Here is a 26,643-nt window from a genome sequence, read left to right as displayed (position 1 = left end):
AACGGCAGGCATGAAAAAGGGCGCCATTGGCGCCCTTTCCATCCCACGGGAAAAAACTCGATCAGCGCTTGTCGCGACGCTTCTTGTCGGCCTTCTTGTGGTGCGACATCAAGCGACGCTTCTTGTTGACCTGACGGTCGGTGAGCGTGTTCTTGTTGCCTTCGTACGGGTTCTCGCCACCCTTGAACTCGATGCGGATCGGCGTACCGACCAGCTTCAGCACACGGCGGTAGGTGTTTTCCAGGTAACGCACGTAGGACTTCGGCACCTTCTCGATCTGGTTGCCGTGGATCACGATGATCGGCGGGTTCGCGCCACCAAGGTGAGCATAACGCAGCTTGATCCGGCGGCTGTTGACCATCGGCGGCTGGTGCTCGCTGACCGCGTCTTCCAGGATCTGTGTCAGGCGACTGGTCGGCCAACGGGTAACCGCGGACTTGAACGAGTTCTGTACCGACGCGTAGAGGTTGCCCACGCCGGTGCCGTGCAGTGCCGAGATAAAGTGAATATCGGCAAACTCGACGAAAAACAGACGACGCTGCAACTCGATCTTGACGAAGTCGCGCTCGCTCGGCGTCATGCCGTCCCACTTGTTGATCGCGATGACCAATGCACGACCGGCCTCAAGGGCAAAGCCCAGCAGGTTGAGGTCGTGATCCACCACGCCTTCGCGGGCGTCCATCACGAAGATCACCACGTTGGCGTCTTTGATCGCTTGCAGGGTTTTGACCACGGAGAACTTTTCGACTTCTTCGTGGATCTTGCCGCGCTTGCGCACACCGGCGGTGTCGATCAGCGTGTACTTCTCGTCGTTACGCTCGAACGGGATGTAGATACTGTCGCGGGTGGTGCCGGGTTGGTCATAGACGATTACCCGGTCTTCCCCGAGCATGCGGTTGACCAGGGTCGACTTGCCGACGTTCGGACGGCCGATGATGGCGATCTTGATCCCGTCTTTTTCGCTTGGGCCAGGAATGCGCTTGGCTTCCTCGCCTTCGGCTACATCTTCTTCCTCGCCTTCTTCCAGCTCGTCTTCGTCTTTCGGGAAGTCACTCAGTGCGATTTCCAGCAACTGGGTGATACCACGGCCGTGGGCACCGGCGATCGGGATCGCGTGGCCCATGCCCAACGGGGCGAATTCGGCGCGGGCCATTTCCGGGTCGATGTTGTCGACCTTGTTGGCCACCACGTGGGAACGCTTGTTACGTTTGCGCAAATGCTCGGCGATCATCTGGTCGGCGGCGGTGAAGCCGGCCTTGGCATCTACCAGGAACAGAACGACATCCGCTTCTTCAATGGCCAGCAGCGACTGCTCGGCCATTTTTTCGTCCATACCGTGCTCGTCACCGGAGATACCGCCGGTGTCGATCAGAATGTAGGAACGCCCTTGCCACTTGGCCTCACCGTACTGGCGATCACGGGTCAGACCGGACAAGTCGCCGACGATGGCGTCACGAGTCCTGGTCAGGCGGTTGAACAAGGTGGACTTGCCGACGTTCGGTCGGCCCACCAGGGCGATTACGGGAACCATGCGGCTCTCCACTTCGTTATTTCAGAAAATACAAAAGCCGCTGCGAGGCAGCGGCTGGTGCTCGGGGCAACACTGCGCGCTTGTCTGTGGGAGCGAGCCTGCTCGCGAAAAACGCCAGGGCACCGCGTTTATTCAGGACGCAAACGTTATCGTTGACGTCCATCGCGAGCAGGCTCGCTCCCACACTCATACCCACAAGTGAAGCAGCCTGGGGGGTTAACCCCAAGCATAGTCAAACCTTTACTTAATGGTCAGGGCTTCCAGTTTGCCGCTGTTGCCATACACATAAATCGTGTCACCCACCACCAGCGGACGGGCACGCAGGCCGTCGCTGTCGATGCGCTCGCGGCCGACGAAACGACCGTCCACCTGACTCAGCAGGTGCAGGTAACCTTCCAGGTCACCGACTGCAACGTAGCTGGAGAACACTTCCGGAGCCGACAGTTGACGGCGGGCCAGCGAGTCGTTGCTCCACAAGGCTGTGGTGGAACGCTCGTCGACGCCTTCAACGGTGCCCGAAGACAGGGTCACATAAACGGTACCGAAACCCTGGGCGACACCGGCATAGCTGGAAGCATCACGCTGCCAGAGCTGACGGCCGCTTTGCAGGTCCAGAGCAGCAACGCGCCCCTGATAGCTGGCGACATACAGCGTCTCGCCCGACAGCAGCAAGCCACCGTCGATGTCGACCACGCGCTCCAGCTCCGAACGACCCTGCGGGATCGCTACGCGCTGTTCCCACACCGGTACGCCGTTGGAGATGTCCACGGCAACCACTTTACCGGTCGACAGGCCAGCCACCGCGAGGCGGTTGGTCACGATCGGCGCACTGGTGCCACGCAGGGTCAGTACCGCAGGCGTGCTGTCATAGATCCAGCGACGGTCACCGGTGGAGGCATCCAGGCCGATCAGACGATCGTCCTGGGTCTGAACCACCACGACGTCACCGTTGTTGGCTGGCGGCGCCAGTACTTCGCTGGACACGCGAGCGCGCCACTTTTCTTCACCGTTGATCGCGTCCAGGGCAACGATTTCACCCTTGATCGTGCCAATGGTGACCAGACCGTAACCTACGCCAACGGCGCCGGAAACAGGCAGCTCGAGGTCTTTCTTCCATTTGACGTCGCCGGTGTTGCGGTCCATCGCCATCAACACGCCAGTGACGTCGGCGGCATAGATGGTATCGCCATCGATGGCCGGAACCAGCATGTTGTAGGTTTCGCCCTGACCGTCACCGATAGAACGACTCCACTGCTTGTGCAGAACCACTTCTTCCTTGAAGTCGACCAGTTCGGCCGGAGGCAGTTCTTTTTTGCTGTTGCTGCTGCAACCCGCGGCCAAAATGGCCAGGGCCAGCAATGCTGCATGTTTCCAACGAATCACGTCACGCATCCCCTTTGGCCAGGTCGTCCAGCTTGATTTGCAGGCCACCGACCGCCGCTTCATCCGACAGTGCCGCCTTGGCTTTTTGATACGCCGCGCTCGCCTCGTCGGTACGACCCAGCTGCACCAGCAGGTCACCCTTGAGCTCTTCGCGAGTGGCCAGGAATGCCTTGTCGGCATCGCCTTCGAGCAGCTTCAGTGCTTCGTCGGCCTTGTTTTGCGCGCCGAGTACCTGGGCCAGACGCTGACGGGCGATTTCGCCCAGCGCCGGGTTGGCCGGTTTGGCGACAATGGCCTTGAGCTCGGTGACCGCGTCGTCCAGCTTGCCGCTGTCGACCGCTACCTTGGCCACGAACAGGCTGCCGTACTGCGCATAGGCGCTGCCGCCGAACTCGCTGTTGAGCTTGCCGGCCAGGTCCGAAACACGGGCCGCATCAGGCTTGCCGTCAGGCGTCAGCGTGGTTTCGAGCAATTGCTGATAGAGAATCGAGGCGCCTTGCGACTGATTGCTCTGATACTTCTGGAACGCCTGCCAGCCGAACACGATGACCAGCGCCAACAGGCCGCCAGTGACCAGGGGCTTACCGTTGCGTGACCACCATTCCTTCAATTCCATCAAATGTTCGTCTTCGGTACTCGACACCCCAATACTCCTTAATCGCTAATTCGGCTGTTAAGACAGCTTCAACCCTGCACGACGCAGGTGGCCAGGTGTGCAGCAAGCGCATCCCAGGCAATGCTTTGTTGTTCGCCCTGGCCACGCAGGGGTTTGAAACCTACCACTTGCTGGGCCATTTCGTCGTCACCGAGGATCAGCGCGTACAGCGCGCCGCTCTTGTCGGCCTTCTTGAACTGGCTTTTGAAACTGCCGGCGCCGGCATTCACTTGCAGGCGCAGGTTGGGCAACTGGTCACGCACGCGCTCTGCCAGGGTCAGGCCGGCCAGTTCGGCGGCTTCACCGAAGGCGCAGAGGTAGACGTCGACCTGACGGGAGATCTCTTGCGGGATCTGCTCCAGGGTTTCGAGCAACAGCACCAAGCGTTCGATGCCCATGGCAAAGCCAACGCCGGCGGTCGGCTTGCCACCCATCTGCTCCACCAGACCGTCGTAGCGGCCACCGGCACACACGGTGCCCTGGGCGCCCAGCTTGTCGGTGACCCATTCGAAAACGGTCTTGCTGTAGTAATCCAGCCCGCGAACCAGCTTCGGGTTGATCACATAAGGAATGCCGGCGGCGTCCAGACGAGCCTTGAGGCCCTCGAAATGCACGCGGGATTCTTCGTCGAGGTAGTCGGCCATTTTCGGCGCATCGACCAGAATCGCCTGCGTCTCGGCGTTCTTGGTGTCCAGGACCCGCAACGGGTTGGTCTTCAGGCGGCGCTGGCTGTCTTCGTCCAGCTTGTCCAGATGCCGGGACAGGAACTCGACCAGTGCTTCGCGATAACGACCGCGAGACTCGCTGGTGCCCAGGCTGTTGAGCTCGAGCTTGACCGCATCGCGGATGCCCAGTTCGCCCCACAGGCGCCAGGTCAGCACGATCAACTCGGCGTCGATGTCCGGACCGTCGAGGTTGAACACTTCGACACCGATCTGGTGGAACTGGCGATAACGGCCTTTTTGCGGACGCTCGTGGCGGAACATCGGACCGATGTACCAGAGTTTCTGAACCTGGCCGCCGCCGGTGATGCCGTGCTCCAGCACCGCGCGCACACAGGCCGCCGTGCCTTCAGGGCGCAGGGTCAGGGAGTCGCCGTTGCGGTCGTCGAAGGTGTACATCTCTTTTTCGACGATGTCGGTCACTTCACCGATGGAACGCTTGAACAGTTCGGTGAACTCGACGATCGGCATGCGGATCTGCTTGTAACCGTAGTTATCCAGCAGGCGCGAAACGGTGCCCTCGAAATGACGCCAAAGGGGAGTCTGTTCGGGCAGGATGTCGTTCATGCCACGAATGGCTTGCAGAGACTTGCTCACTTAAATTCCTTAATTCGTTCGGCTCTTTTTAGCCAGGCTTAGCCGCGCGCAATAACGGCAGCTTCAGCTTCGACCTTTTCGGCCGCTTTCTGGCGGATCAAGCGTTCAAGCTCATCCACCAGATTGTCATTCGTCAGTTTCTGCGACGGCTTGCCGTCGATGTAAATCAGGTTCGGCGTGCCGCCGGTCAAGCCGATATGGGCTTCCTTGGCTTCGCCCGGGCCATTGACCACGCAACCGATAACCGCGACATCCAGCGGCACCAGCAAATCCTCGAGGCGCCCTTCCAGCTCGTTCATGGTCTTGACCACATCGAAGTTCTGCCGCGAGCAGCTCGGGCAGGCGATGAAGTTGATGCCACGGGAACGCAGGTGCAGGGATTTGAGAATGTCGTAGCCGACTTTCACTTCCTCGACCGGGTCGGCCGCCAACGAGATGCGGATAGTATCGCCAATCCCTTCGGCGAGCAGCATACCGAGGCCCACGGCAGATTTCACCGTGCCGGAACGCAATCCACCGGCTTCGGTGATGCCCAGGTGCAACGGCTGGACGATTTCCTTGGCCAGCAAGCGGTAGGCTTCGACGGCCATGAACACATCGGAGGCTTTCACGCTGACCTTGAAGTCCTGGAAGTTCAGGCGCTCAAGGTGCTCGACGTGGCGCAAGGCAGACTCGACCAGTGCCGCCGGGGTCGGCTCGCCGTATTTCTTTTGCAGGTCTTTTTCCAGGGAACCGGCGTTCACGCCGATACGGATCGGGATCCCGCGGTCACGGGCAGCATCCACCACCGCACGAACGCGGTCTTCGCGACCGATGTTGCCCGGGTTGATCCGCAGGCAATCGACACCCAGTTCGGCTACGCGCAAAGCGATCCGGTAGTCGAAGTGAATGTCGGCAACCAAGGGTACTTTGACCAGCTGCTTGATCTTGCCGAAGGCTTCGGCGGCGTCCATGTCCGGTACGGAGACCCGCACGATATCGACGCCGGCCGCTTCCAGGCGATTGATCTGCGCGACGGTGGCCGCAACATCGTTGGTGTCGCTGTTGGTCATGCTCTGCACAGCGATAGGCGCATCGCCGCCCACAGGCACGTTACCGACCCAGATCTTGCGGGATTCGCGACGTTTGATTGGAGATTCGCCGTGCATGACTTATTGACCCAACTTCAGGCGAGCAGTCTCGCCACTGGTGAACGGAGCGACATCAACCGGCTGGCCGTTGTAGCTGACCTGAGCGCCACGGGCAAAGCCCAGACGCACGGCAAACGGTGGTTTGCCATTGATTGCCAGGCTGTCGCCTTTGCGTTTGAGACCACTGAACAGCACCTTGCCGCTACCGTCGGTCACTTGTGTCCAGCAATCGGAAGTGAACTGCACCTGAACCTGGCCTTGACCGGCCACCGGCGCGGCTGCCGCTGGAGCCGGAGCGACAGGGGCTACCGGTGCAGTCGCCACGGGAGCCTGGACGGCAGGAGCTGCCGGAGCCGGAGCTGCCGGGGTCACCGGCGCTGCAACAACGGGCGCGGTGGTGTGCGCGGGTGCGGCTGGCGTGGTCGGCGTTACCGGGGCGGCTGGCGCAGTCGCCTGAGCCTGCTCTGGTGCTTCAACCGGAGCGTCGACCTGTGGCAGCGCGAGGGCGGTTACGCCTTCGCTCTGACCTTCCACGACGGCCTGGTCTTCCGGCTCGTCCAGCGGGTGAATCTGTGTCGTACCGTCGGCGCCTTCGACTTCTACGTGTTCTGGTGCCAGACCGATCAGGTCCTTGGTGCGCATCGAGGTCTGATCCTGCCACCAGACGAAACCGCCACCGATCACCGCGACCAGCAACAGCAGGCTGACGATTCGTAAAATGGTGTGGGAAACCCGGACCGGCTCTTCAATACGGCCCAGGCTGTGAACATTGCTGCCCTGGGAGTCGGTACCGGTGGATTGATCGAATTGCTGGACCAGAACGGCCTGGTCCATGCCGAGCAACTTGGCATAGGCGCGAATGTAACCACGGGCAAAAGTATGCCCGGGCAGCTTGTCGAAGGCGCCGGCTTCCAGATTGCTCAGGGAAGTGGTGGTGAGGTTGAGCTTGAGGGCCACTTCGGCCAGCGACCAGCCATTGCTTTCGCGGGCCTGGCGCAAAGTCTCACCGGGGTTTACGCGATTCGCTGCTACAACTTCGGGATGCGCCGCTTTCATCATTGCTCCGACAGGTATTGCTGATATTCCGGCGTACCGGGATAGAGTCTTTTTAGTTGCAGGCCTGCACTTGCGGCCTTGTCGCGGTCTTCGAACACTTTTGCCAGCCGAACGCCGAGCAATAGACTACGTGCATTTTGCCCGGAGAGCTGGCTAAAACGGTCGTAATAGTCACGCGCAGGCACATAATGCCTGTCTTCGTAAGACAACTCAGCCATTTCCAGCAATGCACGTGGTTGTTGGCGGTTCAGGCGCAGGGCTTTTTCCAGTTGCTGCCGGGACAGATCGCGCTGACCGAGCATCGCTGCGGTCATGCCAAGGTTCTCGAACACCCGCGAACGCTCAGGATACAGGGTATCGGCAGCGGCCTGTTCAAAGCGCTCGTAGGCTTCGTTGTAACGCTTCTGCTCGAACAGGAAACTGCCGTAGTTATTGAGGATTCGTGCATCGGCGGGACGGGAAGCCAGCGCCTTGCGAAAATGCTCGTCGGCAAGTTCCGGTTCCATCTCGGCCTGGAACACCAGCCCCAGCGCCGCGTTGGCATCAGGGTCGGAACCATCCAGCTCCAATGCTTTCTTCAACGGAACCTTGGCGCGTTCGGTCATGCCTTGTTGTAAATACCCGATACCGAGTTGCACATAGGCCTCACGCGCTTCATCACGGCCCTTGCTGGTCTTCATCGGGTTGTAATCACCCGAAAGCACGCAGCCAGCACACAGGCTGGCCAACAGCAAAAGCAGCGCAAAGCGCAGGGACATAGAGATCCTCTCTTGGTTATTTCGCGGCGTCTTGCGCTACATCGTTGTCGGCGTTGAGTTCACGCACGGCGATATAACGTTCGCTGCGACGGGTGCGATCCAGCACCTGCCCTACCAGTTGACCACAGGCCGCATCGATGTCTTCACCACGGGTGGTGCGGACGGTGACGTTGAAACCGGCATGATGAAGCTGATCCTGGAAACGACGAATGGCATTGTTGCTCGGGCGCTCGTAACCGGAGTGCGGGAACGGGTTGAACGGGATCAGGTTGATCTTGCACGGGATGTTCTTGAGCAGCTCGATCATCTCCACGGCGTGCTCGACCTTGTCGTTGATATCTTTGAGCAAGGTGTACTCGATGGTCAGCACGCGCTTTTCGCCGAGATTCGACATGTAGCGCTGGCACGACTCGAGGAGCATCTTAAGCGGATACTTCTTGTTGATCGGCACCAATTGGTTACGCAATGCGTCATTCGGTGCGTGCAGGGACAACGCCAGGGAGACGTCGATGTGCTTGGAGAGCTCATCGATCATCGGCACCACGCCGGAGGTCGACAGGGTCACACGGCGCTTGGAAATGCCGTAGCCCAGGTCGTCCATCATCAAATGCATGGCCGCGACGACGTTGTCGAAGTTCAGCAGCGGCTCACCCATGCCCATCATCACCACGTTGGTGATGGCACGGTCGACGGTTGCCGGGACGCTGCCAAAGGATTTGTTGGCAATCCACACCTGCCCGATGACTTCGGCGGCGGTGAGGTTGCTGTTGAAGCCTTGCTTGCCGGTGGAGCAGAAACTGCAATCCAGGGCACAGCCTGCCTGGGACGAAACGCACAAGGTGCCGCGCTTGCCCTGGGGAATGTAAACGGTCTCGACGCAGCTGCCGGACGCCACGCGCACCACCCACTTGCGGGTGCCGTCGCTGGAGATGTCCTCGCTGACCACTTCCGGACCACGGACCTCGGCAACAGTCTTGAGCTTTTCGCGCAAGGCCTTGCTGACGTTCGTCATGGCATCGAAATCATCGACACCAAAGTGGTGAATCCATTTCATTACCTGACCGGCACGGAAACGCTTCTCCCCGATTGAGTCGAAGAATTTTTCCATTTCCAGCTGGGTCAGACCCAGCAGGTTAGTTTTTACAGTCGATGTAGTCATGGATTCACCTTCACTCTTAAGCCAATGCTTAGCGAGTGGTTACTTCAGTAGCTGCGAAGAAGTACGAGATTTCGCGAGCGGCAGCGGCTTCGGAGTCCGAACCGTGTACGGCGTTGGCGTCGATGGAATCAGCGAAGTCAGCGCGGATGGTGCCGGCAGCAGCTTCTTTAGGGTTGGTAGCGCCCATCAGCTCACGGTTCAGAGCGATAGCGTTTTCGCCTTCCAGAACCTGAACGACAACCGGACCGGAGATCATGAAAGCAACCAGGTCGTTGAAGAAACCACGAGCGCTGTGCTCAGCGTAGAAGCCTTCAGCTTCGGCTTTGGACAGTTGCTTCAGTTTCGAAGCTACAACGCGCAGGCCAGCTTTTTCGAAACGAGTGGTGATCTCGCCGATAACGTTTTTAGCAACGGCGTCAGGCTTGATGATGGAGAAAGTACGTTGAACAGCCATGGTGTAACTCCAGAAACGGTAATTTACGAAAAATTAAACCCGCGAATTATACGCGGGTTCTCGGGTATTGCCTAACCTGCTCGACAGACTCAGTCTGCCTCTTCGATCCAGGCGGCCTGAATGGCTTCAAGCACTTTCTCGCCGCCGCGGGTCGGATCATCGCTGAACTCCGGCAATGCCAGCACCCATTGGTGCAGATCGACGAAGTTCACGTAACGCGGGTCCACCTCAGGCTTGCTTTCAGCCAACTGGATCGCGATTTCCAGCACATCAACCCATTTCAGACTCATTTCAGATCCTTGAATCAGTGCGGTGCTTCGGCCGCATGGTTGAGCGAATACTTCGGAATCTCGACGGTCAGGTCTTCGGTACCGACCTTGGCCTGGCACCCCAGACGGGACTCGCGCTCAAGACCCCAAGCCTTATCAAGGTAGTCCTCTTCCAGCTCATCAGCCTCTTCCAGCGAGTCGAAACCCTCGCGGATGATGCAGTGGCAAGTGGTGCAGGCACAAACGCCGCCACAGGCACTTTCCATCTCGATGTGGTGCTCGTGGGCCAGTTCGAGGATGGAAATACCCGTCTCAGCCTCAACAACCATGCCTTCGGGGCAAAACTTCTCGTGTGGCAGAAAAATGACCTGCGGCATCGTTATTCCTCAATCTCATTCAGGTTGCGCCCCGCCAGCGCGGCTTTCACCGTCGAGTCCAGGCGGCGGGCAGCAAAGGCGTCGGTCACTTGCGACAGACGCTTGGTCTGCTGCTCGATGGCGTAACCATCGGTACCTTTCATCAGTTCGGTCAGTTCCTGCACCTGCAGGTCGATGACCATGCGCTCGTCGGCGTCGAGCAGTCGGTCGCCGTCGGCCTCCAGGGCAGCCTGCACCGCTTCGATCAGGCGCTGGGCATCGACCTGCTGCTCACGCAGTACGCGGGCAACCTTGTCATCGTTGGCGTGCTGGAACGAATCCTTGAGCATCTTGGCGATTTCGCCGTCGGTCAGACCGTAGGACGGCTTGACCTGGATGCTGGCTTCGACGCCCGAACCCAGTTCGCGGGCGGACACACTGAGCAAGCCATCGGCATCGACCTGGAAGGTCACACGAATCTTCGCTGCGCCGGCCACCATCGCTGGAATGCCACGCAGCTCAAAGCGCGCCAGGGAGCGACAGTCGCTGATCAGCTCGCGCTCGCCCTGCAACACGTGGATGGCCATGGCCGACTGGCCGTCTTTGTAAGTGGTGAAGTCCTGGGCACGAGCGACGGGGATGGTGGTGTTGCGTGGAATCACCTTCTCCATCAGGCCGCCCATGGTTTCCAGCCCCAGGGACAACGGAATCACGTCGAGCAGCAGCAGCTCATCGCCATCGCGCTTGTTGCCGGCCAGGGTATCGGCCTGGATCGCGGCACCGATGGCCACCACTTGATCCGGGTCGATTTCAGTCAGCGGCTGGCGACCGAAGGCTTCGGCGACGGCTTCACGAACGCGAGGCACGCGAGTCGAACCACCGACCATGACCACGGCATGCACGTCTTCCAGTTCGACACCGGAATCACGCACCGCGCGGCGGCAGGCTTTCAGGCTGCGCGCGACCATCGGCTCGATCAACGCATCAAAGGCTTCACGGGTCAGTTCGGCTTTCCAGGCGCCATGCGCCACTTCGACCGACGAGGCACTGGTCAGCGCTTCTTTGGCGGCACAGGCAGTCTGCAGCAATTGACGCTGCGCACCCGGATCAAGGTCGGCCGACAAACCGGCGCCCTCAATGATCCAGCCAGCAATCGCGTGGTCGAAGTCATCGCCACCCAGGGCGCTGTCGCCGCCAGTGGCCAACACTTCGAAGACACCGCCGGTCAGGCGCAGAATCGAAATATCGAAGGTGCCGCCGCCCAGGTCGTAAATCGCGACCAGGCCTTCGGCGTGCTGGTCCAGACCGTAAGCCACGGCTGCCGCGGTCGGCTCATTGAGCAAGCGCAATACGTTCAGACCGGCCAGCTTGGCCGCGTCCTTGGTGGCTTGACGTTGAGCGTCGTCGAAATAGGCCGGAACGGTGATCACCGCACCCACCAGCTCACCGCCCAGGGTCGCTTCAGCACGCTGACGCAGGACCTTGAGGATGTCGGCGGAGACTTCCACCGGGCTTTTCGGGCCCTGGATCGTCTCGATGAACGGCATGTGCGATTCGCCACCGACAAAGCGGTACGGCAGTTGATCGCCCAATTGCTTGACGTCGGACAGACCACGACCCATCAAGCGCTTGACCGACAGCACGGTGTTCAAAGGATCGGTGGCGGCGGCCAGCTTGGCGGATTCGCCAACTTCGACGCGATCGGCGTGGTAGCGCACGGCAGACGGCAGGATGACCCGCCCTTCTGCGTCAGCCAGAGGTTCGGAAAGTCCACTGCGCAATGCAGCGACCAGCGAATTGGTAGTGCCCAAGTCGATCCCCACAGCCAGACGACGCTGGTGCGGTTGAGGACTTTGGCCGGGTTCGGCGATCTGCAGTAGGGCCATCGTTATCAGGACTTATCTGTATATCAGGCGTGCGACCGGAGCGGCACTGGGTTAATCGTCGAGGCGCTCTTCTAACTGGCGCACTTCGTAGGTGAGCTTGTCGAGGAACTGCATGCGCCGCATCAGGCGTTCGGCCCGTTCACGGTGCGCGGCATCGTTCCAGCAAGCTGCGAAGCTTTGGTTCAGTTCATCCTGGGCAGCCTTGAGGCGGCGCTTGAAGACGGCAACGCCATTCAGGTCGGCGCTGTCCTGCAGGTCTTCGAGCTCTTCGCGCAGCTCCATCTGCTGCAGCAGAAACTCCGGATCATGCACCGTGACCTCCAGCGGCAGCTCGCCACCATTCAAGGCGAGCAGGTAACGCGCGCGCTTGGGTGGACTCTTGAGCGTCTGGTAGGCCTCGTTGAGGCTCGCGGATTGTTCCAGCGCCAACCGCTGCTCGCGCTCGGAAGCGTCAGCAAAACGGTCCGGATGAACGCCGCGCGCCAACTCACGGTAGCGCGTAGCCAGCTGATCGAGGTCCAGATCGAAACTCGGTTGCAGCTCAAATAAAGCGAAATGACAAGGAGTACCCACGACAAGCCTCAGATGTTGAAGCTTTCGCCGCAGCCACATTCACCGCGTACGTTGGGGTTGTTGAACTTGAAGCCTTCGTTCAACCCTTCCTTGACGAAATCGAGCTCGGTGCCGTCCAGGTAGGCCAGGCTCTTCGGGTCGATGATCACTTTCTCGCCGTGACTCTCGAACACCTGGTCCTCTGCAACCACCTCGTCGACAAACTCCAGCACGTAGGCAAGGCCGGAACAGCCCGTGGTGCGAACACCCAGACGAATCCCTTCACCTTTGCCGCGCCCGTCGAGGGAGCGCCGCACGTGTCGAGCAGCCGCTTCTGTCATGCTGATAGCCATCGGTGACTCCTTACTCGTCGCCAAAACTCGAAAATCAGATCAAGCCTTTCTTCTGCTTGTAATCGCGAACAGCCGCCTTGATGGCGTCTTCAGCGAGTACCGAGCAGTGGATTTTCACTGGCGGCAGGGCCAGTTCTTCAGCCAGCTGGGTGTTCTTGATGGTTTCCGCTTCGTCCAGGGTCTTGCCCTTCATCCACTCGGTGGCGAGGGAGCTGGAAGCGATAGCCGAACCGCAGCCGTAAGTCTTGAACTTGGCATCTTCGATGATGCCGGCTTCGTTGACCTTGATCTGCAGGCGCATCACGTCGCCGCACGCCGGAGCGCCGACCATGCCGGTGCCGACATCAGGATCTTCCGCGTCCATCTTGCCGACGTTGCGCGGGTTTTCGTAGTGGTCGATGACCTTTTCGCTGTAAGCCATGATTCTCAATCCTCACTCATCAGGGCCGCTCTTGAGACCCTGCAGTTACGCTGCGTGTACCGCCGCGCTGCTACAGGACCCGTATCCGGCGGCTTCTTTGTTTAGTGTGCCGCCCACTCGATCTTCGAGATATCGACGCCGTCTTTGTACATGTCCCACAGCGGCGACAAAGCGCGCAGCTTGGTAACGGCCTCGCAGACTTTCTGCGCGGCGTAATCGATTTCTTCTTCGGTGGTGAAACGGCCGAAGGTGAAGCGGATCGAACTGTGTGCCAGTTCGTCGTTGCGGCCCAGGGCGCGCAGTACGTACGAAGGCTCAAGGGACGCCGAGGTGCAGGCCGAACCGGACGAAACCGCCAGATCCTTGAGCGCCATGATCAGCGACTCGCCTTCAACGTAGTTGAAGCTCAGGTTCAGGTTGTGCGGAACGCGGGCGGTCATGCTGCCGTTGACGTACAGCTCTTCCAGGTGCTCGACCTGCTTGTAGAAACGGTCGCTCAACGCCTTGATGCGCGCGTTCTCGGCAGCCATGTCTTCCTTGGCTACGCGGAAAGCTTCACCCATGCCGACGATCTGGTGGGTCGCCAGGGTGCCGGAACGCATGCCGCGCTCGTGACCGCCGCCGTGCATGGTCGCTTCGATGCGCACGCGTGGCTTGCGGCTCACGTACAGCGCGCCGATACCTTTAGGACCGTAGGTCTTGTGGGCAGAGAACGACATCATGTCGACTTTCAGCTTCTGCAGGTCGATCTCGACCTTGCCGGTGGACTGAGCGGCGTCGACGTGGAACAGGATGCCCTTGGAACGGAGCAGTTCGCCGATCGCCGCGATGTCGTTGACGGTGCCGATTTCGTTGTTCACGTGCATGACCGAAACCAGGATGGTGTCGTCGCGCAGTTCGGCTTCGATCATCTCCGGGGTCACCAGGCCATCGGTACGAGGCTCGATGTAGGTCACTTCGAAGCCTTCACGCTCCAGTTGGCGCATGGTGTCCAGGACAGCCTTGTGCTCAATCTTGGTGGTGATCAGGTGCTTGCCCTTGGTGGCATAGAAATGTGCCGCACCCTTGATTGCCAGGTTGTCGGATTCGGTGGCACCGGAGGTCCAGACGATTTCACGCGGGTCGGCGTTGACCAGGTCAGCGACCTGACGACGAGCGTTTTCAACGGACTCTTCAGCTTTCCAGCCGAACACGTGGGAACGGGACGCCGGGTTACCGAAGTTTCCGTCGACCAGCAGGCATTCACTCATTTTTTGCGCAACACGCGGATCAACCGGGGTGGTCGCAGAGTAATCAAGGTAAATCGGCAATTTCATGGACTATCTCCTAAATCAGGCTGGCTGGCGTGCCGCTAGCTCTTTGGCTGTCATTCGACGGCGGACGCTTCAATCTTGTCCAGGCGTGGCGCCTTGCTGTTGCAACGGCGCTGGTCCTGACGCTGGGCTACTTCTTGCACCTCACGGCGAGTCACAAGGTCAGCCAAGCTGATACCGCTCAGAAATTCGTGAATTTGCAGGCTCAGATCACACCACAAGTGGTGGGTCAGACAGGTGTCGCCTTGATGGCAATCACCCTGGCCCTGGCATTTGGTTGCATCGACCGATTCGTTCACCGCATCGATCACCTGGGCGACCTGGATGCCCTGCATGTCGCGGGACAATTGGTAGCCACCACCCGGACCGCGCACGCTGGACACCAGATTGCTGCGGCGCAGCTTGGCGAAAAGCTGTTCGAGGTAGGACAGGGAGATGCCTTGGCGCTCGGAGATATCAGCCAGGGACACGGGCCCGTGCTGCGCGTGCAACGCCAGATCAAGCATGGCGGTCACGGCATATCGGCCTTTTGTAGTCAGTCGCATGGACAATTACCACGGAGTTCGGAATGAGGCGAGTATGCAATTCCCGAGTATTTAAGTCAACTATAAGACCTAGTACTTTAGTCAGGTTTACCCGCAAAAGAGCGGCAGCATCATAGCAAAGGCCGGCCATATACAGCCAGCAGTACCGCGTTATCGTTCATCGCGAGCAAGCTCGCTCCCACACTGGACCGCGTCAGCCTGTACAACTTGATCACCTGTGGGAGCGAGCTTGCTCGCGATGAGCTCGACTCGGTTTAGCTGGCCTGACTCTGATCCTTGTCCTTCACACAGGCGAAATCTTCTTCGCGCAGCTCAGGCAGATCTTTCGCACAGTAATTGCTGCCCAGATCCTTCAACGCCCCGCACATCCCCTCCAGACGACCATCGACCGCCTGCAGGTGATCGAGCAGCTGACCAATGGCACGCGCCACCGGGTCAGGCATGTCTTCGCTGAGGCCGTAGGCATCAAAACCGATCTTCTCGGCCATGGCCTTGCGCTTGGCGTCCTGCTCGACATCGGACTTGACGATGATCCGCCCCGGAATGCCCACCACAGTGGCACCCGGCGGCACTTCCTTGGTCACGACAGCGTTGGAACCCACCTTGGCACCGGCACCAACCGTGAACGGGCCGAGCACCTTCGCGCCCGCCCCGACCACGACGCCATCACCCAGCGTCGGGTGACGCTTGCCCTTGTTCCAGCTGGTGCCGCCCAGGGTCACGCCCTGATAAATAGTGACGTCATCGCCGATCTCGGCGGTTTCACCGATGACGATGCCCATGCCATGGTCAATGAAAAAACGACGACCGACCTTGGCCCCCGGATGGATCTCGATCCCGGTCAACCAGCGGCCGAAGTTCGACACCAGCCGCGCCAGCCATTTCAGGTCCGCGCGCCACAGCATCGCCGACAAACGGTGGATCCAGATGGCGTGCATGCCCGGATAGCAAGTCAGGACTTCAAAAGCGTTACGCGCCGCCGGGTCTCGGTGGAATACGCTCTGGATATCTTCACGCAAACGCTCGAACATCATTAATCCTTCCGCTTAAGGAGCTCACCACGGGCCGCTTTTTGGGTTTCCGTGAGGATGCCACGCAAAATATTCATTTCCGCCCGGCTGACCGAGCTGCGTCCGTACAACCGGCGCAGGCGCGCCATCAAGTGCCGTGGCTTTTCCGGATCGAGGAATTCGATGGCCACCAGGGTCTGCTCCAGGTGCTCATAGAATCGCTCCAGTTCGTCCATGGTCGCCAGCTCAGCGCTTTTGACCGAGGCCACTTCTTCCTTCTCGACCTTGCTCGGCTGACCTTGGGCCGCCAGCCAGGACATGCGCACTTCATAACCCAACACCTGCACCGCCGCCCCAAGGTTCAGCGAACTGAACTCAGGGTCTGATGGAATGTGCACGTGATAATGACATCGCTGCAGCTCTTCGTTGGTCAGGCCGGAATCTTCACGACCGAACACCAGAGCGATTTCCGCACCCTGCCCCGCTTCCTCGACCACCTTCGTTCCGCATTCGCGGGGATCGAGCAGCGGCCAGGGAATGCGCCGGTCGCGAGCACTGGTACCAAGCACCAGGTTGCAGCCGACCAAGGCATCTTCCAAGGTGGCGACGACTTGCGCGTTTTCAAGGATGTCCCCGGCACCGGAGGCACGGGCATCGGCCTCGTGATGCGGGAACACACGAGGCTCGACCAGCACCAGCCGCGACAGCCCCATGTTCTTCATGGCACGCGCAGCCCCGCCGATATTGCCCGGATGGCTGGTATTGACCAGGACGACACGAATGTTTTGCAGCAAGGGAGGCGCTCTCGAACACAATAATCGGGAGCCGAATCTTACAGCTGAACCTACCGTTAAGCCATGAAAGCGAACGTCGTCCTTCTCCTGTAGAAACTTTCTGATAGAATGCCCGGCTTTCTTTAACAACCTTAGGTGACACATCCATGCAGCCCATGCTGAATATCGCGCTGCGCGCCGCCCGCAGCGCCAGTGAATTGATCTTCCGCTCCATCGAGCGCCTGGATACCATCAAGGTCGACGAAAAAGACGCCAAGGATTACGTATCCGAGGTGGATCGCGCCGCCGAACAGAAAATCATCGACGCCCTGCGCAAGGCGTACCCGAATCACTCGATCCTGGGTGAAGAGACCGGCATGCACGCCGGCACCGGCATCGAAGGCGAAGAGTACCTGTGGATCATCGATCCGCTGGACGGCACCACCAACTTCCTGCGCGGCATTCCTCACTTCGCTGTCAGCATCGCCTGCAAATACCGCGGTCGTCTTGAGCATGCTGTTGTTCTGGACCCGGTTCGCCAGGAAGAATTCACCGCCAGCCGTGGTCGCGGCGCTCAACTGAACGGTCGTCGCCTGCGCGTCAGCGGTCGCACCAGCCTCGACGGCGCCCTGCTGGGTACCGGTTTCCCGTTCCGTGACGACCAGATGGACAACCTCGACAACTACCTGGGCATGTTCCGCGCCCTGGTTGGCCAGACCGCCGGCATCCGCCGCGCCGGCTCTGCAAGCCTGGACCTGGCCTACGTGGCCGCCGGCCGCTTCGACGCCTTCTGGGAGTCGGGCCTGTCCGAGTGGGACATGGCAGCAGGCGCCCTGCTGATCCAGGAAGCTGGCGGCCTGGTGAGCGACTTCACCGGCGGTCACGACTTCCTTGAAAAAGGCCACGTCGTTGCTGGTAACACCAAGTGCTTCAAGGCAGTCCTGACGGCCATCCAGCCGCACCTGCCAGCCTCGCTGAAGCGCTAAGCTTCCAGCGACAGAAAAAGCACCCTTCGGGGTGCTTTTTTTATGCCTGGAATTTGCCCCCCCCTCAAACACCGCAAATCCAAATGTGGGAGCGGGCTTGCTCGCGAAGAGGCCGTGTCAGTCAATTGAGATGGCGACTGACACACCGCCTTCGCGAGCAAGCCCGCTCCCACAAGGGATTGCGGTGGCGCATAGATCGCGGGCACAAAAAAAGCACCCCGCAGGGTGCTTCTTTTTTAATCCCGCGTCAGCAGATCAGTGAGCCGTCTGATTCTCCGACAAGATCAACTTGCCCTCTTTATCCACAGGGATCTGGTTCCCCGGATCACGATCCATGCGCACCTTGCCTTCCTTGCCGTCCAGCGAATAACGCACGTCGTAACCTACAACCTTGTCACTGATGTCGTTAACCGTGTTACAGCGGGTCTGGGTGGTGGTGTAGGTGTCACGCTCCTGCATGCCTTCCTGCACCTTGTTACCGGCGTAACCGCCACCGACAGCACCTGCGACCGTGGCGATCTTCTTACCGCTGCCGCCACCGATCTGGTTACCCAGCAAACCACCTGCCAATGCACCGACCACCGTACCGGCGATCTGATGTTGATCTTTCACCGGCGCCTGCCGGGTGACCGCTACATCCTTGCACACTTCACGTGGAGTCTTGATTTGTGTCTTGACCGGCTCAACGGCGAGTACTTGTGCGAACTCCGGGCCGCTTTTAACCAGGCTGTAGGTGGCCACAGCACCCCCGGCAGTCACACCGACAGCACCCAGTACAGCACCAACCAGCATCGACTTGTTCACATGAACCTCCTGGACCATCACATGCGGGATAAACCCGCGCTTCTCCCTGCCTTGGAGCACAAAAAAAGGCGCGAGTTCAACTCGCGCCTTTTTCGGACTACATCGCTGAAAGAAGCTTCCTTCAAGGACGGTCGTCGACTTCCTTCTCGGTATTGGCCGGAGGAATCAGGTCTTCCGTGCTCAGGTTCAGCCAGATCAGCACCACGTTCGCGATGTAGATCGACGAGTAAGTACCCGCCAGAACACCGATGAACAGGGCGATGGAGAAGCCGAACAGGTTGTCGCCACCGAAGAACAGCAGGGCCGCGATCGCCAGCAAGGTGGAAATCGAAGTCGCCATGGTCCGCAGCAGGGTTTGCGTGGTCGAGATGTTGATGTTCTCGATCAGGCTGGCCTTGCGCAGTACCCGGAAGTTCTCACGAACCCGGTCGAATACCACGATGGTGTCGTTGAGCGAGTAACCGATGATCGCCAGCACCGCCGCCAGCACCGTCAGGTCGAAGGTGATCTGGAAGAACGACAGGATACCGATGGTCACGATCACGTCGTGGATCAGGGACACGATCGCACCGACCGCAAACTTCCACTGAAAGCGGAACGCCAGGTAGATCAGGATGCCGCCCAGCGCCATCAGCATGCCGAGGCCGCCCTGGTCGCGCAGCTCTTCACCCACCTGTGGGCCGACGAACTCGACGCGCTTGACCGTCGCCGGGTTCTCGCCGCCCACCTTCTGCAAGGCTTCGGCCACCTGGTGACCCAGTTGCGGGTCTTCGCCTGGCATGCGCACCAGCAGGTCGGTGGTTGCACCGAAGTTCTGCACGATGGCTTCGTGATAACCCGCGGTCACCAGCTGCTCACGCACCTGGGTGACGTCGGCCGGACGCTCGTAGGTCAGCTCGATGAGCGTACCGCCGGTGAAGTCCAGGCCCCAGTTCATGCCCTTGGTGGCGACGCTGAACAAGGCCAGCACCGTAAGGAACAATGTGACGCCGAACGCAAAGTTGCGAACGCCCATGAAGTTGATTGTACGTAACATGGCAGCCCCTTAAATCCACAACTTCTTGAAGTCACGACCGCCGAAGATCAGGTTGACCATCGCGCGGGTCACCATGATGGCCGTGAACATCGAGGTAAAGATCCCGAGGGACATGGTCACTGCGAAGCCCTTGACCGGGCCGGTGCCCATGGCAAAGAGGATGCCGCCGACCAACAGTGTTGTCAGGTTGGCGTCGAGAATCGCGGTGAATGCCCGGCCGAAGCCTTCGTTGATTGCACGCTGCACGGTCATGCCGGCGGCGATCTCTTCACGGATCCGCGAGAAGATCAGCACGTTGGCGTCGACCGCCATACCCATGGTCAACACGATACCGGCGATACCCGGCAGGGTCAGCGTTGCACCCAGCAGAGACATCAAGGCCAGCAGCATCACCATGTTCACCGTCAGCGCGACAGTGGCGATGATGCCGAAGAAGCGGTAGATGGCGATGATGAACAGCGAGACGAACAGCATGCCCCACAGCGATGCATCGATACCCTTGGTGATGTTGTCGGCACCCAGGCTTGGACCGATGGTGCGTTCTTCAGCGAAGTACATCGGAGCGGCCAGACCACCGGCACGCAGCAGCAGCGCCAGTTCGGACGACTCGCCCTGGCCGTTCAGGCCAGTGATGCGGAACTGAGCACCCAGCGGCGACTGAATGGTCGCCAGGCTGATGATCTTCTTCTCTTCCTTGAAGGTCTGAACCGGCACGTCTTTCTCGACGCCGTTGACCACCTGCTTGGTGTAAGTGGTGACCGGACGCTGCTCGATGAAGATCACCGCCATGCTGCGACCGACGTTCGAACGGGTCGCACGGCTCATCAGCTCGCCGCCGTGGCCATCCAGACGGATATTCACTTCTGGCCTGCCGTGCTCGTCGAAGCCAGCCTTGGCGTCGGTTACCTGGTCACCGGTGATGATCAGGCCACGCTCGATCAGCGCAGGAGGACGGTTGCCCTCACGGAACTCGAAGGATTCGGAATTGGCTTTCGAAGCACCCGGCTCAGCCGCCAGACGGAACTCGAGGTTGGCCGTCTTGCCGAGGATACGCTTGGCTTCGGCAGTGTCCTGCACGCCCGGCAGCTCAACCACGATGCGGTTGGCGCCCTGACGCTGGACGATCGGTTCGGCAACACCCAGCTCGTTGACGCGGTTACGTACCGTGGTCAAGTTCTGCTTGATGGAGTATTCACGGATTTCCGCCAGCTTGGCCGGGGTCATCGCCAGACGCAGCACCGGTTGACCGTTGAGGTCGGCCGGAACAATGTCGAAATCGTTGAAGTTCTTGCGGATCAGCGTACGGGCCTGTTCGCGGGCTGCTTCATCAGTGAAGCCCAGCTGAATGGCACCGCCCAGTTGCGGCAGACTGCGATAGCGCAGCTTCTCTTTACGCAGCAGGCTCTTGACGTCGCCTTCGTAGACTTTCAGGCGCGCGTCGAGGGCTTTGTCCATGTCCACTTCCAGCAGGAAGTGCACACCACCGGACAAGTCCAGACCCAGCTTCATCGGGTGCGCAGCGAGGTTGCGCAGCCATTGCGGGGTGGTTTGTGCCAGGTTCAGCGCGACGACGTAGTCATCACCCAATGCCTTGCGCACGACGTCCTTGGCCGGCAGCTGGTCTTCAGCCTTGGTCAGGCGAATCAGACCGCCCTTGCCGCCCTCTGCCAGCGTGGCAGCCTTGACGTTGATCCCGGATTCCTTGAGCGCAGCGCTCACGCGATCCAGATCAGCCTGATTGACTTGCAGTGCAGTGCTTGCACCGCTGACCTGAATGGCCGGGTCATCAGGATAAAGATTGGGAGCGGAATAAATCAGACCGACCGCCAGCACCGCCAGGATCAGAATGTATTTCCACAGAGGATATTTGTTCAGCATCACGCCGCCCGTTTATGACGCGGGGCGCCTTGCGCGCCCCGTCGATTGAAAATGAAGTTGAAACTTAGATCGCTTTGAGCGTGCCTTTTGGCAGCGTGGCGGCGATGGCGCCTTTCTGGAACTTCATTTCGACGGTGTCGGAAACTTCCAGAACGACGAAATCGTCGGCCACTTTAGTGATCTTGCCGGCGATGCCGCCGGTGGTCACAACTTCGTCGCCTTTCTGCAGGCTGCTCAGCAGGTTTTTCTGCTCTTTGGCGCGTTTGGCCTGTGGACGCCAGATCATCAGGTAGAAGATGACCAGGAAGCCGACCAGGAAAATCCACTCGAAACCGCCGCCCATAGGGGCTGCCGCAGGTGCAGCAGCGTCTGCCATGGCATTAGAGATAAAAAAGCTCATTTAGCACTCCAGTTGCAAATGTTGAATCTTGGGGTCAGTAAACTCAGTCCAAAGGCGGAACAGGCAACCCGCGTTTGGCGTAGAAGGCATCGACAAAGGCGGCCAATGTACCCTGTTGAATAGCCTCGCGCAAACCAGCCATAAGCACTTGATAATGGCGCAAGTTATGGATGGTATTGAGCATGCTTCCCAGCATTTCGCCGCACTTGTCCAGGTGATGCAGATAAGCGCGGGAGAAGTTCTGGCAGGTATAGCAATCGCAGGTCGGATCGAGCGGCGAATCATCATGGCGATGGAACGCGTTACGGATCTTCAGCACGCCGGTATCAATGAACAGATGCCCATTGCGGGCATTACGGGTTGGCATCACGCAATCGAACATGTCCACACCGCGGCGCACACCCTCAACCAAGTCTTCCGGTTTGCCAACGCCCATAAGGTAACGAGGTTTGTCAGCCGGCATCATGCCCGGCAGGTAATCCAGCACCTTGATCATCTCGTGCTTGGGCTCGCCCACCGACAGACCGCCGATGGCCAGGCCGTCGAAGCCGATCTTGTCCAGGCCTTCCAGGGAGCGCATGCGCAGGTCCTGGTGCATGCCGCCCTGAACGATACCGAACAGCGCCGCCGTGTTGTCGCCATGGGCTTCTTTCGAACGCTTGGCCCAACGCAGGGACAATTCCATGGAAATTCGGGCAACGTCTTCGTCGGCCGGGTACGGCGTGCATTCGTCGAAAATCATCACGATGTCGGAGCCCAGATCACGCTGGACCTGCATCGACTCTTCCGGCCCCATGAACACCTTGGCGCCGTCGACCGGAGAAGCGAAGGTCACGCCCTCCTCCTTGATCTTGCGCATGGCGCCCAGGCTGAACACCTGGAAACCGCCGGAGTCGGTCAGAATCGGGCCTTTCCACTGCATGAAATCGTGCAGGTCGCCGTGCTTCTTGATCACTTCCGTGCCCGGGCGCAGCCACAGGTGGAAAGTGTTGCCCAGAATGATTTCAGCGCCAGTCGCCTCGATATCCCGTGGCAGCATGCCCTTGACCGTGCCGTAGGTGCCCACCGGCATGAAGGCCGGGGTCTCGACGGTACCGCGCGGGAAGGTCAAACGACCGCGACGAGCCTTGCCATCAGTGGCCAGCAGCTCGAAAGACATACGACAGGTGCGACTCATACAGTTTCCTCTGGGCCCGATTCTTTAGGGGCAGTCGGCGCAGGATTACGCGTGATGAACATCGCATCACCGTAGCTGAAAAAGCGGTAACCGTTGTCGACCGCGGCCTTGTAGGCAGCCATGGTCTCGGGATAACCGGCGAACGCCGAAACCAGCATCAACAGCGTGGATTCAGGCAAATGGAAGTTGGTGACCAGGGCATCGACCACATGAAACGGCCGGCCCGGGTAGATGAAAATGTCGGTGTCGCCGCTGAACGGCTTGAGCACGCCATCGCGAGCGGCGCTTTCCAGGGAACGCACGCTGGTGGTCCCCACGGCCACCACACGACCACCGCGAGCGCGACAGGCGGCAACGGCATCGACCACGTCCTGGCCGACTTCCAGCCATTCTGTGTGCATGTGGTGGTCTTCGAGCTTCTCCACCCGCACCGGCTGGAAAGTGCCGGCGCCAACGTGCAAGGTCACGAAGGCAGTCTCGACGCCCTTGGCGGCAATCGCCTCCATCAGCACCTGATCGAAATGCAGCCCCGCCGTCGGCGCCGCCACCGCGCCCAAACGCTCGGCGTAGACGGTCTGGTAACGCTCGCGGTCGGCGCCCTCATCCGGGCGGTCTATATAAGGAGGCAGCGGCATGTGCCCGACGCGGTCGAGCAGCGGCAACACCTCCTCAGCGAACCCCAGCTCGAACAACGCATCGTGCCGCGCCAGCATCTCGGCCTCGCCACCGCCATCGATCAGGATCTTCGACCCAGGCTTGGGCGACTTGCTGGAGCGCACATGGGCCAGCACGCGATGACTGTCGAGCACCCGCTCCACCAGGATTTCCAGCTTGCCGCCGGAAGCCTTCTGGCCAAACAGCCGCGCCGGAATCACCCGGGTATTGTTGAACACCATCAAGTCGCCGGGGCGCAAATGCTCCAGCAAATCAGTGAATTGACGGTGTGCCAGGGCGCCGCTGACCCCATCCAGGGTCAACAGGCGACTATTGCGCCGCTCGGCCAGCGGATGGCGGGCGATCAGCGAATCAGGGAGCTCGAAGGTAAAGTCAGCAACGCGCATGATGGGGTTCGTCTAGCAGGGCCGGGAAGTCTAGCGGAATTATCAAAAATTCTCCATGTACCTGATTGACCAGCGGTTATCTCATCTCTATACTTCGCCGCCATTGAGCCCTGATGGCGGAATTGGTAGACGCGGCGGATTCAAAATCCGTTTTCGAAAGGAGTGGGAGTTCGAGTCTCCCTCGGGGCACCAAAATTAAGAAAGGTCTTGCTTTGCAAGGCCTTTTTTTTCGTCTGTAGAAAAGCACCTGACACCCCACCGACAAACGCCCTGACAACGCGCTGACCTGTAGGAGCTGCCGAAGGCTGCGATCTTTTGATCTTGCTTCTCTTCTGCCCTTCTCGCCGGAAGAACATTTCACAAGGATTCCCCCCATGGAATTGCACCTGGAAACCGTCGCCCTCTTCTCCCTCAAGCTGGCTTATGAATCGGAAGATTCAAGCCCGATTTTGCGTGACGATCTAGTGATGGGGGATTACCAGCGGGATGTGTTTGAGTTGCTAGTGCGGCGGGGGGATGTTGAGGGGATTCAGGTGAAGGTGGATGAGTGTGTGGGCTTGGCGCTGGAGGCCATTGGGGGTGTGGATAAGCCGTTGGGGCGGGAATTGCAGCGGTTGGTGGCTGGTTTTGCCAGTGTTCAGACGATGGAGCAGCTTGATTCCCCTCTCGTTGCGCTCAAGGATTATCTGAAAGACATTCAGTGAATGGTGGTGGCGGCCAAAAAAGCGGGAACGCTGATTAGTCGAATCGACGCTACCTCCAGATCCAATAATCAATCCATCCCATTTTCCGCATTTTCCGGTCGTGCGTCACTGCGCGATCAACGATCAACTTAGGAATTGCTCCCATCCGGCAGGACAACGGCTGCGGTAGACAGATAGCCACCGATCCCGTAGCGTTCCTGCGGGTATGAGCGGTGTTCATTCTGTTATTGCGAGCAGTGCCCGCCTCGTCGCCTAAAATAGCAGGATCTCTTTGACTCAATTCAGCCAGCATACTTATCGGCTCAACATAACGGCTTTTATGGGGCCTGAATGAAACTGAAAGATTTGAAGGATCGCGTTCTTGAGTCGCCAGGCTGGAAGACTGTATTCGCTTTCGTGCTTCCTCTCTTGGCGGGGGTACTATCAGGGGTTTTTGTTACTGAGATCACTCAAAACTCCATAATTGTTTGGGCGCTCTTTTACAAAGCGAACAGCTTCTATGGCCTCTTATTCTTTGGGCTGTGCACATATTTTTACAATAGGGCGATATATCTACACGAGCGCGAAATCTCACGCTTTCTTGATACAGACTACTGTGTCGCCTACGTACGAAGTAAGTGCTTACCAGAGGCGGCGGACCGCTACAAAGAACTCATCCGCTCCGGCAATGTAGGCCAACTGGAGCAGGCGATGGAAGAATTAAAAAAGGTGCTTAAATGAAAGTCTTGGTCAGCCCGGATTTCAGCCAGAAACTGGCAACACTGAGCAAGGATGCTATAGGCAAACTTTCCAACTTCATCTCTGAAGCTGAAAATACCGACATGACAACCTTTGTCTCGAGCGACAATTATAATATTGCTATTCTTGATGAAGACATCTACAGCGCAAAGCTTGACACTGACGCTGGCAGAATATTTTTCACCGTAGGCACCGACTCGGAAGGTGATTTTCTATTGCTCCTAGATGTAGCCTCCATTTCCCAGCCAGCTAAAGCAGCTACTTTTTTTGCAAGCAACAACCCTCGCACGAATAGCGCATTCAACCCCAAGCTAAACTCGGCCATTAACCCAAACTTAAATTCCGCAATCAATCCCAGACTTAATTCCGCGATCAACCCAAAGCTGAATTCAGCCATCAGCCCGAGACTAAACCCAGCAATTAATCCAAAACTAAACTCAGCATTGAATTATAAGTTGAACTCCGCCATCAACCCAAAGTTAAACTCAGCAATAAATCCAAGACTAAATTCATCACTCAATCCACGAATCAACAAAAGTTACGGAGGCCCATACTTGTACGACACTGGGCTCAAGCAGCTTGCTTACCTAGTAAGAGTGAATGATAAAATAGATATTTTATTTGAGGCCGGCGGCGACTTCCGCGGCCTGCTTGTTAGTGCGAGAGACAATATCAAAATTGAATTCGACATAGAAAACTCATGGACCGGATTTTATGTAAAAGCCAATGAAAAGGTCTGGCTCCGCTTCTCGCTGAACAATGAGTGGCAAGGTTTGCTTGTCTAGTTAGATAATCAGCTGACCGGCCTTCAGATTCGTACAATGCCAGTCTGCGTGGCTGACTTTTGACTTCACTTTTCATGCGCCTAGAGCTGACTAGGCTTGAAAAGAGCACAACGAGGATGCCTAAGGAGTCGCTCAGCTCGGAGCTTGTTTT

At 58.9% G+C, this 26,643-nt stretch carries 29 protein-coding genes and 1 tRNA gene; 5 read left to right on the top strand and 25 right to left on the bottom strand.

Features of this window, described 5'->3' with window-relative positions:
- Positions 1 to 61: 61 nt before the first annotated feature.
- The 19 genes from der to trmJ all read right to left on the bottom strand — a co-directional run bounded on the left by der (position 62) and on the right by trmJ (position 16,944).
- A complete protein-coding gene (gene der / locus PspS34_RS04815; protein WP_057716294.1) occupies positions 62 to 1,531 on the bottom strand; it encodes a ribosome biogenesis GTPase Der in 1,470 nt (489 codons plus the stop codon).
- A 240-nt stretch (positions 1,532 to 1,771) separates the two neighbouring features.
- Positions 1,772 to 2,923: an outer membrane protein assembly factor BamB gene (gene bamB, locus PspS34_RS04810; protein ID WP_057716296.1), complete on the bottom strand. Its 1,152-nt coding sequence runs from the start codon at positions 2,921 to 2,923 to the stop codon at positions 1,772 to 1,774.
- Entirely contained in the window at positions 2,916 to 3,557 is a 642-nt protein-coding gene (locus tag PspS34_RS04805; RefSeq protein WP_057716297.1) for a tetratricopeptide repeat protein, read from the bottom strand. Before PspS34_RS04805 ends, bamB begins: the two co-directional genes overlap by 8 nt.
- Before the next feature lie 41 nt (positions 3,558 to 3,598).
- Positions 3,599 to 4,888: a histidine--tRNA ligase gene (hisS, locus tag PspS34_RS04800; protein WP_008053247.1), complete on the bottom strand. Its 1,290-nt coding sequence runs from the start codon at positions 4,886 to 4,888 to the stop codon at positions 3,599 to 3,601.
- Between the two features lie 38 nt (positions 4,889 to 4,926).
- Complete coding sequence (gene ispG, locus PspS34_RS04795; RefSeq protein WP_008057743.1) at positions 4,927 to 6,036, bottom strand: flavodoxin-dependent (E)-4-hydroxy-3-methylbut-2-enyl-diphosphate synthase; 1,110 nt, start codon at positions 6,034 to 6,036, stop codon at positions 4,927 to 4,929.
- A gap of 3 nt (positions 6,037 to 6,039) precedes the next feature.
- Positions 6,040 to 7,074 (bottom strand): RodZ family helix-turn-helix domain-containing protein, encoded by a 1,035-nt coding sequence (locus tag PspS34_RS04790; RefSeq protein ID WP_154861691.1) that lies wholly within the window; start codon positions 7,072 to 7,074, stop codon positions 6,040 to 6,042.
- Positions 7,074 to 7,832 (bottom strand): type IV pilus biogenesis/stability protein PilW, encoded by a 759-nt coding sequence (pilW, locus tag PspS34_RS04785; RefSeq protein WP_154861689.1) that lies wholly within the window; start codon positions 7,830 to 7,832, stop codon positions 7,074 to 7,076. Before pilW ends, PspS34_RS04790 begins: the two co-directional genes overlap by 1 nt.
- A gap of 16 nt (positions 7,833 to 7,848) precedes the next feature.
- The gene (gene rlmN, locus PspS34_RS04780) at positions 7,849 to 8,991 is read right to left on the bottom strand and encodes a 23S rRNA (adenine(2503)-C(2))-methyltransferase RlmN (RefSeq protein WP_150813624.1); all 1,143 of its coding nucleotides are present in this window, start codon (positions 8,989 to 8,991) and stop codon (positions 7,849 to 7,851) included.
- 28 nt (positions 8,992 to 9,019) lie between these two features.
- Complete coding sequence (ndk, locus tag PspS34_RS04775) at positions 9,020 to 9,445, bottom strand: nucleoside-diphosphate kinase (RefSeq protein ID WP_007903599.1); 426 nt, start codon at positions 9,443 to 9,445, stop codon at positions 9,020 to 9,022.
- Between the two features lie 89 nt (positions 9,446 to 9,534).
- A complete protein-coding gene (iscX, locus tag PspS34_RS04770) occupies positions 9,535 to 9,735 on the bottom strand; it encodes a Fe-S cluster assembly protein IscX (RefSeq protein ID WP_008070969.1) in 201 nt (66 codons plus the stop codon).
- A 14-nt stretch (positions 9,736 to 9,749) separates the two neighbouring features.
- Entirely contained in the window at positions 9,750 to 10,091 is a 342-nt protein-coding gene (gene fdx / locus PspS34_RS04765; protein WP_007998670.1) for an ISC system 2Fe-2S type ferredoxin, read from the bottom strand.
- Between the two features lie 2 nt (positions 10,092 to 10,093).
- The gene (gene hscA / locus PspS34_RS04760; protein WP_057716301.1) at positions 10,094 to 11,956 is read right to left on the bottom strand and encodes a Fe-S protein assembly chaperone HscA; all 1,863 of its coding nucleotides are present in this window, start codon (positions 11,954 to 11,956) and stop codon (positions 10,094 to 10,096) included.
- A gap of 51 nt (positions 11,957 to 12,007) precedes the next feature.
- Entirely contained in the window at positions 12,008 to 12,529 is a 522-nt protein-coding gene (gene hscB / locus PspS34_RS04755) for a co-chaperone HscB (RefSeq protein WP_057716302.1), read from the bottom strand.
- An 8-nt stretch (positions 12,530 to 12,537) separates the two neighbouring features.
- The gene (iscA, locus tag PspS34_RS04750; protein ID WP_003227904.1) at positions 12,538 to 12,861 is read right to left on the bottom strand and encodes an iron-sulfur cluster assembly protein IscA; all 324 of its coding nucleotides are present in this window, start codon (positions 12,859 to 12,861) and stop codon (positions 12,538 to 12,540) included.
- 34 nt (positions 12,862 to 12,895) lie between these two features.
- Positions 12,896 to 13,282 (bottom strand): Fe-S cluster assembly scaffold IscU, encoded by a 387-nt coding sequence (iscU, locus tag PspS34_RS04745; RefSeq protein WP_028620148.1) that lies wholly within the window; start codon positions 13,280 to 13,282, stop codon positions 12,896 to 12,898.
- Between the two features lie 101 nt (positions 13,283 to 13,383).
- Positions 13,384 to 14,598 carry an IscS subfamily cysteine desulfurase gene (locus tag PspS34_RS04740; protein ID WP_057716303.1) on the bottom strand — a complete coding sequence of 405 codons (1,215 nt, stop codon included), beginning with the start codon at positions 14,596 to 14,598 and terminating at the stop codon, positions 13,384 to 13,386.
- Between the two features lie 50 nt (positions 14,599 to 14,648).
- Positions 14,649 to 15,140 carry a Fe-S cluster assembly transcriptional regulator IscR gene (gene iscR, locus PspS34_RS04735; RefSeq protein ID WP_007903581.1) on the bottom strand — a complete coding sequence of 164 codons (492 nt, stop codon included), beginning with the start codon at positions 15,138 to 15,140 and terminating at the stop codon, positions 14,649 to 14,651.
- A gap of 254 nt (positions 15,141 to 15,394) precedes the next feature.
- On the bottom strand, positions 15,395 to 16,171 hold the full coding sequence (gene cysE, locus PspS34_RS04730) for a serine O-acetyltransferase (RefSeq protein ID WP_102670196.1): 777 nt from the start codon (positions 16,169 to 16,171) through the stop codon (positions 15,395 to 15,397).
- A 2-nt stretch (positions 16,172 to 16,173) separates the two neighbouring features.
- Positions 16,174 to 16,944, bottom strand: coding sequence for a tRNA (cytosine(32)/uridine(32)-2'-O)-methyltransferase TrmJ (gene trmJ / locus PspS34_RS04725; protein ID WP_008053257.1), 771 nt, complete (start codon positions 16,942 to 16,944; stop codon positions 16,174 to 16,176).
- Positions 16,945 to 17,090: 146 nt separating this feature from the next.
- Here trmJ and suhB point away from each other — a divergent pair, with 146 nt between their 5' ends.
- Positions 17,091 to 17,909, top strand: coding sequence for an inositol-phosphate phosphatase (gene suhB / locus PspS34_RS04720; RefSeq protein ID WP_008053258.1), 819 nt, complete (start codon positions 17,091 to 17,093; stop codon positions 17,907 to 17,909).
- A gap of 255 nt (positions 17,910 to 18,164) precedes the next feature.
- Here the strand turns inward: suhB and PspS34_RS04715 are convergent, their stop codons facing one another.
- The 6 genes from PspS34_RS04715 to queA all read right to left on the bottom strand — a co-directional run bounded on the left by PspS34_RS04715 (position 18,165) and on the right by queA (position 24,265).
- Complete coding sequence (locus PspS34_RS04715) at positions 18,165 to 18,713, bottom strand: glycine zipper 2TM domain-containing protein (protein WP_057716304.1); 549 nt, start codon at positions 18,711 to 18,713, stop codon at positions 18,165 to 18,167.
- A 121-nt stretch (positions 18,714 to 18,834) separates the two neighbouring features.
- Positions 18,835 to 19,749: a protein translocase subunit SecF gene (gene secF, locus PspS34_RS04710; protein ID WP_154861686.1), complete on the bottom strand. Its 915-nt coding sequence runs from the start codon at positions 19,747 to 19,749 to the stop codon at positions 18,835 to 18,837.
- 9 nt (positions 19,750 to 19,758) lie between these two features.
- Positions 19,759 to 21,627, bottom strand: a complete 1,869-nt coding sequence (gene secD / locus PspS34_RS04705; protein WP_154861685.1) for a protein translocase subunit SecD — start codon at positions 21,625 to 21,627, stop codon at positions 19,759 to 19,761.
- A gap of 64 nt (positions 21,628 to 21,691) precedes the next feature.
- Positions 21,692 to 22,027: a preprotein translocase subunit YajC gene (gene yajC, locus PspS34_RS04700; protein WP_007956696.1), complete on the bottom strand. Its 336-nt coding sequence runs from the start codon at positions 22,025 to 22,027 to the stop codon at positions 21,692 to 21,694.
- A gap of 43 nt (positions 22,028 to 22,070) precedes the next feature.
- A complete protein-coding gene (gene tgt, locus PspS34_RS04695; protein WP_162130301.1) occupies positions 22,071 to 23,186 on the bottom strand; it encodes a tRNA guanosine(34) transglycosylase Tgt in 1,116 nt (371 codons plus the stop codon).
- A 14-nt stretch (positions 23,187 to 23,200) separates the two neighbouring features.
- Entirely contained in the window at positions 23,201 to 24,265 is a 1,065-nt protein-coding gene (gene queA / locus PspS34_RS04690; protein ID WP_150718723.1) for a tRNA preQ1(34) S-adenosylmethionine ribosyltransferase-isomerase QueA, read from the bottom strand.
- A 107-nt stretch (positions 24,266 to 24,372) separates the two neighbouring features.
- Here queA and PspS34_RS04685 point away from each other — a divergent pair.
- From PspS34_RS04685 to PspS34_RS04670, 4 genes are all read left to right on the top strand, one after another.
- Positions 24,373 to 24,457 (top strand) — tRNA-Leu (locus PspS34_RS04685).
- A gap of 182 nt (positions 24,458 to 24,639) precedes the next feature.
- Positions 24,640 to 24,969 carry a hypothetical protein gene (locus PspS34_RS04680; protein WP_154861682.1) on the top strand — a complete coding sequence of 110 codons (330 nt, stop codon included), beginning with the start codon at positions 24,640 to 24,642 and terminating at the stop codon, positions 24,967 to 24,969.
- Between the two features lie 330 nt (positions 24,970 to 25,299).
- Positions 25,300 to 25,689 carry a hypothetical protein gene (locus tag PspS34_RS04675; protein WP_154861680.1) on the top strand — a complete coding sequence of 130 codons (390 nt, stop codon included), beginning with the start codon at positions 25,300 to 25,302 and terminating at the stop codon, positions 25,687 to 25,689.
- Positions 25,686 to 26,492, top strand: a complete 807-nt coding sequence (locus PspS34_RS04670) for a hypothetical protein (RefSeq protein WP_154861678.1) — start codon at positions 25,686 to 25,688, stop codon at positions 26,490 to 26,492. The genes PspS34_RS04675 and PspS34_RS04670 overlap by 4 nt, the downstream gene beginning before the upstream one ends.
- Positions 26,493 to 26,643 lie beyond the last annotated feature (151 nt).

Origin of the sequence: Pseudomonas sp. S34 (assembly GCF_009866745.1) — a bacterium.
GTDB lineage: Bacteria > Pseudomonadota > Gammaproteobacteria > Pseudomonadales > Pseudomonadaceae > Aquipseudomonas > Aquipseudomonas jessenii.
Note: the sequence above shows the minus strand (reverse complement) of the source record. Positions and strands in the feature narration are given on the sequence as shown.

Coding starts and splice junctions, on each gene's coding strand:
- yajC (WP_007956696.1), bottom strand. CDS start 22,027: ATGAGCTTTTTTATCTCTAATGCCATGGCAGACGCTGCTGCACCTGCG.
- bamB (WP_057716296.1), bottom strand. CDS start 2,923: ATGCGTGACGTGATTCGTTGGAAACATGCAGCATTGCTGGCCCTGGCC.
- iscA (WP_003227904.1), bottom strand. CDS start 12,861: ATGGCTATCAGCATGACAGAAGCGGCTGCTCGACACGTGCGGCGCTCC.
- cysE (WP_102670196.1), bottom strand. CDS start 16,171: ATGTTCGAGCGTTTGCGTGAAGATATCCAGAGCGTATTCCACCGAGAC.
- pilW (WP_154861689.1), bottom strand. CDS start 7,832: ATGTCCCTGCGCTTTGCGCTGCTTTTGCTGTTGGCCAGCCTGTGTGCT.
- der (WP_057716294.1), bottom strand. CDS start 1,531: ATGGTTCCCGTAATCGCCCTGGTGGGCCGACCGAACGTCGGCAAGTCC.
- PspS34_RS04740 (WP_057716303.1), bottom strand. CDS start 14,598: ATGAAATTGCCGATTTACCTTGATTACTCTGCGACCACCCCGGTTGAT.
- iscU (WP_028620148.1), bottom strand. CDS start 13,282: ATGGCTTACAGCGAAAAGGTCATCGACCACTACGAAAACCCGCGCAAC.
- ispG (WP_008057743.1), bottom strand. CDS start 6,036: ATGCACGGCGAATCTCCAATCAAACGTCGCGAATCCCGCAAGATCTGG.
- PspS34_RS04790 (WP_154861691.1), bottom strand. CDS start 7,074: ATGAAAGCGGCGCATCCCGAAGTTGTAGCAGCGAATCGCGTAAACCCC.
- rlmN (WP_150813624.1), bottom strand. CDS start 8,991: ATGACTACATCGACTGTAAAAACTAACCTGCTGGGTCTGACCCAGCTG.
- queA (WP_150718723.1), bottom strand. CDS start 24,265: ATGCGCGTTGCTGACTTTACCTTCGAGCTCCCTGATTCGCTGATCGCC.
- tgt (WP_162130301.1), bottom strand. CDS start 23,186: ATGTCTTTCGAGCTGCTGGCCACTGATGGCAAGGCTCGTCGCGGTCGT.
- PspS34_RS04670 (WP_154861678.1), top strand. CDS start 25,686: ATGAAAGTCTTGGTCAGCCCGGATTTCAGCCAGAAACTGGCAACACTG.
- fdx (WP_007998670.1), bottom strand. CDS start 10,091: ATGCCGCAGGTCATTTTTCTGCCACACGAGAAGTTTTGCCCCGAAGGC.
- suhB (WP_008053258.1), top strand. CDS start 17,091: ATGCAGCCCATGCTGAATATCGCGCTGCGCGCCGCCCGCAGCGCCAGT.
- secF (WP_154861686.1), bottom strand. CDS start 19,749: ATGTTACGTACAATCAACTTCATGGGCGTTCGCAACTTTGCGTTCGGC.
- secD (WP_154861685.1), bottom strand. CDS start 21,627: ATGCTGAACAAATATCCTCTGTGGAAATACATTCTGATCCTGGCGGTG.
- PspS34_RS04680 (WP_154861682.1), top strand. CDS start 24,640: ATGGAATTGCACCTGGAAACCGTCGCCCTCTTCTCCCTCAAGCTGGCT.
- iscR (WP_007903581.1), bottom strand. CDS start 15,140: ATGCGACTGACTACAAAAGGCCGATATGCCGTGACCGCCATGCTTGAT.
- iscX (WP_008070969.1), bottom strand. CDS start 9,735: ATGAGTCTGAAATGGGTTGATGTGCTGGAAATCGCGATCCAGTTGGCT.
- ndk (WP_007903599.1), bottom strand. CDS start 9,445: ATGGCTGTTCAACGTACTTTCTCCATCATCAAGCCTGACGCCGTTGCT.
- PspS34_RS04675 (WP_154861680.1), top strand. CDS start 25,300: ATGAAACTGAAAGATTTGAAGGATCGCGTTCTTGAGTCGCCAGGCTGG.
- hscA (WP_057716301.1), bottom strand. CDS start 11,956: ATGGCCCTACTGCAGATCGCCGAACCCGGCCAAAGTCCTCAACCGCAC.